The organism is Aquabacterium parvum (assembly GCF_001447195.1).
Taxonomy (GTDB): Bacteria; Pseudomonadota; Gammaproteobacteria; order Burkholderiales; family Burkholderiaceae_C; genus Aquabacterium; species Aquabacterium parvum.
The window spans coordinates 1-273 of record NZ_LFRI01000133.1; the positions used below are offsets into that span (position 1 = coordinate 1).

At 55.3% G+C, this 273-nt stretch carries 1 protein-coding gene; it reads left to right on the top strand.

Translation table 11 applies throughout. The annotated features are described in order from the left end of the window. A partial coding sequence (locus tag ABG80_RS21225; protein WP_152987458.1) for an ATP-binding cassette domain-containing protein occupies nucleotides 1-273 on the top strand: 273 nt, incomplete at both ends.

The window sequence follows — 273 nt, forward strand, 5'->3', positions numbered from 1 at the left end:
GACTGGCATGGTGTTTCAACAGCATCAATTGATTGGCCGACTGACGGCTTTGCAAAACGTTTCGATGGGCCGAATGGGCTACCACACGGCATTACGCAGTCTATTCCCCCTCCCGGCGAAGGATCAATCCATATGCCTGCAAAGTCTGGACCGAGTCGGCTTATTGCACAAAGCCTTAAGCCGTGTCGACGCATTGAGCGGCGGCCAGCAGCAACGCATCGGTATTGCCCGGGCTCTGGCTCAGCAACCTAAACTGGTGTTGGCTGATGAACC